Below are 3,368 nucleotides of genomic sequence, written 5' to 3' on the forward strand. Positions count from 1 at the left end.
TCCCATTCCCGCATGCCCTCCACCTCCGCCTCCGGCGTTGTGACAGTTGCCTCCGCCTCCGGCGTTGGCCACGTTGCCCCGCCCAGAGGCCATGCCGTAGCGCCCATCCACCAGCCCCTCTCCCTTGTAGGAACCCCCGCTGGCCACCGGCTCGTCCAGGCCCGCGCAGCCGTTGAGGTTCGCGTGGTTGAGGAAGACACCGCCACGGAATCCCGCACCGTCCACCGACACGAGTCCGCTGTTGTTCAGCGTGCCCGTGGCCAGCAGCGCGAGGATCCCTCCTACGCGCCCATCCCACGGCGCTGCCCGGAGCGAGGCTCCGGCGAGCACCTGGACGTCCGTGTACTCGGGCACGCTCACCACCTGCGCCACGCTGGCCGGGTAGCCGTTCATCAGCGGCGCCGTCAGCCGCAGCCCCCCCGGAGACACCGCCTCCACCCGTCCGTACTCGAACCGGCCTGGCGTGCCGGTGTCGAGACGGAGCCGCCGCTGATCTCCCGACTCGGGGGCAGGCGTCAGGCCCGTGGAGTGATGAAGGAGCACCAGGTCTCCCGCGATGAAGCCACTGGAGTCGGAGACCGTCAGATCCTTCGTCCCGGCCGCTGCGCCAGCGGTGAGCTGCGCGTAGCGGTTGATGACCGTGTCCAGGACGGTGACCTGCAAGGGGCCACTGCGCCCCGTGCCAAGCCCGAAGGTGTCCGGCTCGGCGAGGGCGCTACCGGCCAGAAGGAGGCCCAGCACGAGGAGAGCGGTCCGCAAGGGAGACATGGTTCCCCAGCTTGCGCGAGTTGACCGCCCCCGTTCAAACCCCTGCCGCCCTTATGGGGCTCCCGGGCCTTCGCTCGACACATCCATCCGGTCGAAGACTCGGCCGAGCGCCATGATTCCCAGGCTCACCTCGAGGGCCACTCCGGCCGCAGCAGTGAACCCCGCGCAGGGCAGCGCCCACACTCCCAGGAAACCGTACAAGGCGAAGCCCACCAGGGAGGCCACGATCGCGGCGGGCACCAGTCCTCCCAACATCACCACCACGGCTCCCGCCAGCGTCAGCAGCCGCTGCCCCAGGGCTTCAATGCCCCGGGCCCGCTCCCCATCCGCGGGCAGCCACGAGGGGAAGAGCACCACCGCGGCGTTCTGGACAAACACTCCGGCGATGGCCAGCGCCGGCATCAGCGGAATCAGCCCCAGCCCGCCCGCCACCCACATGGCGGCGCCCCACTGCCCCGGCGCGCCCACGATCATCCCCACGGCCAAGAGGATCAACCCAAGCTGCATGGCGGCCAGCAGCAGTCCCGGGGCGAGCACCTCGGCCATCACCACCTGTCTCCCCGTCAGCGGCAGGGCCCGGAGCAGATCCAACTTCGGCAGGTCCATGCGGAGATCCGAGCGCATCGACACAGGACCGAACACGGTGAGCATGCCCGAGAAGGACAGGTAGAGGGCCGCCATCACCTGCCGCGTCTCGGGGAGCGCTTCGGGAGAAACGAAGGCCACGCCGATGGGGACGGCGAGCCCCAGCAGCGCGAGGACGAGGACGACCTCCGGCCCCGCCATCCGCCGCGCAGCGGTGAGGTTCTTCCACAGCAGCGCCACCTCGGGCCGGCCGGAGGACTTCAGGCGGAAGAAGGGCTTCCGCATGACGATGTGCCCGATCCTGGACGTTCGCTGCCCACGCCGGCGCGCCGCCGTCTCGGCCCGAACCACCACCGCCTCCTCGAAGGGGACGATGAGCGCGGCCAGCCAGAGGTAGTGGGCCACGAGCAGTCCCAGCATGAGCGGCAGGGTGCCGAGGAAGGCCCCCAGGCCCTGCGCCAGGGCCGGCGCCACCAGCGTCCGCCCGGGCCACAGCGCCACCCGCATCGCGGGATGGTCCAACAGCACGGGGAGCCACTCCCGCAGCGCCTTCCCTCCTTCGAGGTTCGCGGGCCAGGGGTGCGCCTGGAGCGCCATGTACACCGCCAGGCCGAAGGCAGCGAGCAGCACGAGGAGCACGCCCCACCGGAGCGCCGTCCCCGGCCACCCCAGGCTGGCCAGCCGCGTCCGGACGAAGGAGGCGGCGGTGACGTGCAGGTTCACGGTGAGGAACGCGAGCACGGAGCCCAGGAAGAAGAGCACGAAGTGGGGCGTCACCAGCCGGCCGAAGAAGAGGGTGGTGAACACGGAAGTCACTGCGGCGCCGATCAGCCCGCGCACCAGCTTGTAGTGCAGCAGCCCCCGCCGGCTGATGGGCGCGGGGAAGAGCTGCTGCACCTCCGTCTCCGAGAACCGGAGCGACGGCCGGTCCTGCCCCAGCACCCAGCCCGAGGCCAGCGTCAGCATCAACATGCTTCCCAGCGACAGCTCGGTCATGGTCAGCGCTCCCGGCGGGAGCGCCTCGGAGGAGCGCTGGAAGCTCAGCCGCCGGAGGACGACCATGTACAGGTAGGCGCCGCCGACGATCAGGCCGGCCAGGTACTTGGGCTGGCGCAGGCGCTCCACCTGCTTGCGCACCCGGTTGCGCAGCGAGGCCCACCACAGGAACGCCACCGCTCGCGGGAAGCTCATGACGTGGGAGGAGGCTCCGGCCGTTCCTCGCCCCCAGCGCTGGTGATGCGCACGAAGATCTCCTCCAGCGAGGCGCTCTCCGCATCCAGCCCGCTCAGCTGCGCGCGGATCTCCGCCAGCGTCCCCAGCGCCACCGCGCGCCCTCCCGAGATGACGAGGATGCGGTGGCACAGCTCCTCCACCAACGGCAGCAGGTGCGAGGAGAGCACCAGCGCCGCTCCCTGCTCCGCCCGCTGGCGCAGGGACTTCTTCATCCGCCGGATGCCGATCGGGTCCAGCCCCGTGAGCGGCTCGTCCAGCAGGATGAGTCGTGGATCGTGCAGGAAGCCGCAGGCGATGGAGAGCTTCTGCTTCATGCCCCGCGACAGCTCTCCCGGCAGCGCCCGCTCCTTGCTGCTCAGCTCCATCTCGACGAGCAGCACGCGCCCCTTCTCCTCCCAGCCCTCCACGCCGTAGAGGCGGGCCACGAAGTTCAGGTGCTCCCACACGGTGAGGTACTCGAAGAGGCGCGGCTCGTCCGGCAGGAACGCCAGGGCGTGCTTGGCCTCCACCGGCGCGCCCGCCAGGTCATGCCCGGCCACCCGCACGCGCCCGCCGGAGGGCGGCAGGATGCCCGCCAGGCAGCGCAGCGTGGTCGTCTTCCCCGCCCCGTTGGGCCCCACCAGCCCGAGCACCTCGCCGGGAGCGACCTGGAAGGTCAGCCCCTGCACGGCCTTCACCGCGCCATAGGCCTTCTCCAGGGCTACCACCTCCAGCACGGGCGTCGGTTCAATGGGGGGCAAGGGGCTCCGGTCAGTGCAGCTTGAGCAGGTCCTTCACCGTGT

2 protein-coding genes and 1 pseudogene are annotated in these 3,368 nt (G+C 70.8%); all 3 read right to left on the reverse strand.

Translation table 11 applies throughout. The annotated features are described in order from the left end of the window. Positions 1-768 (reverse strand): annotated as a pseudogene (locus tag VD972_RS00545) (hemagglutinin); the annotation flags it as partial. Between the two features lie 51 nt (positions 769-819). After that, on the reverse strand, positions 820-2,544 hold the full coding sequence (locus VD972_RS00550; protein WP_324979103.1) for a putative ABC exporter domain-containing protein: 1,725 nt from the start codon (positions 2,542-2,544) through the stop codon (positions 820-822). Next, positions 2,541-3,326: an ABC transporter ATP-binding protein gene (locus tag VD972_RS00555; RefSeq protein ID WP_324979106.1), complete on the reverse strand. Its 786-nt coding sequence runs from the start codon at positions 3,324-3,326 to the stop codon at positions 2,541-2,543. Before VD972_RS00555 ends, VD972_RS00550 begins: the two co-directional genes overlap by 4 nt. Between the last annotated feature and the right edge of the window lie 42 nt (positions 3,327-3,368).

Origin of the sequence: Hyalangium sp., from assembly GCF_035629615.1 — a bacterium.
Classification (GTDB): Bacteria; Myxococcota; Myxococcia; order Myxococcales; family Myxococcaceae; genus Hyalangium.

Excerpts from the sequence above, each read along its gene's own strand:
- VD972_RS00550 (WP_324979103.1), bottom strand. The coding sequence starts at position 2,544 with ATGAGCTTCCCGCGAGCGGTGGCGTTCCTGTGGTGGGCCTCGCTGCGC.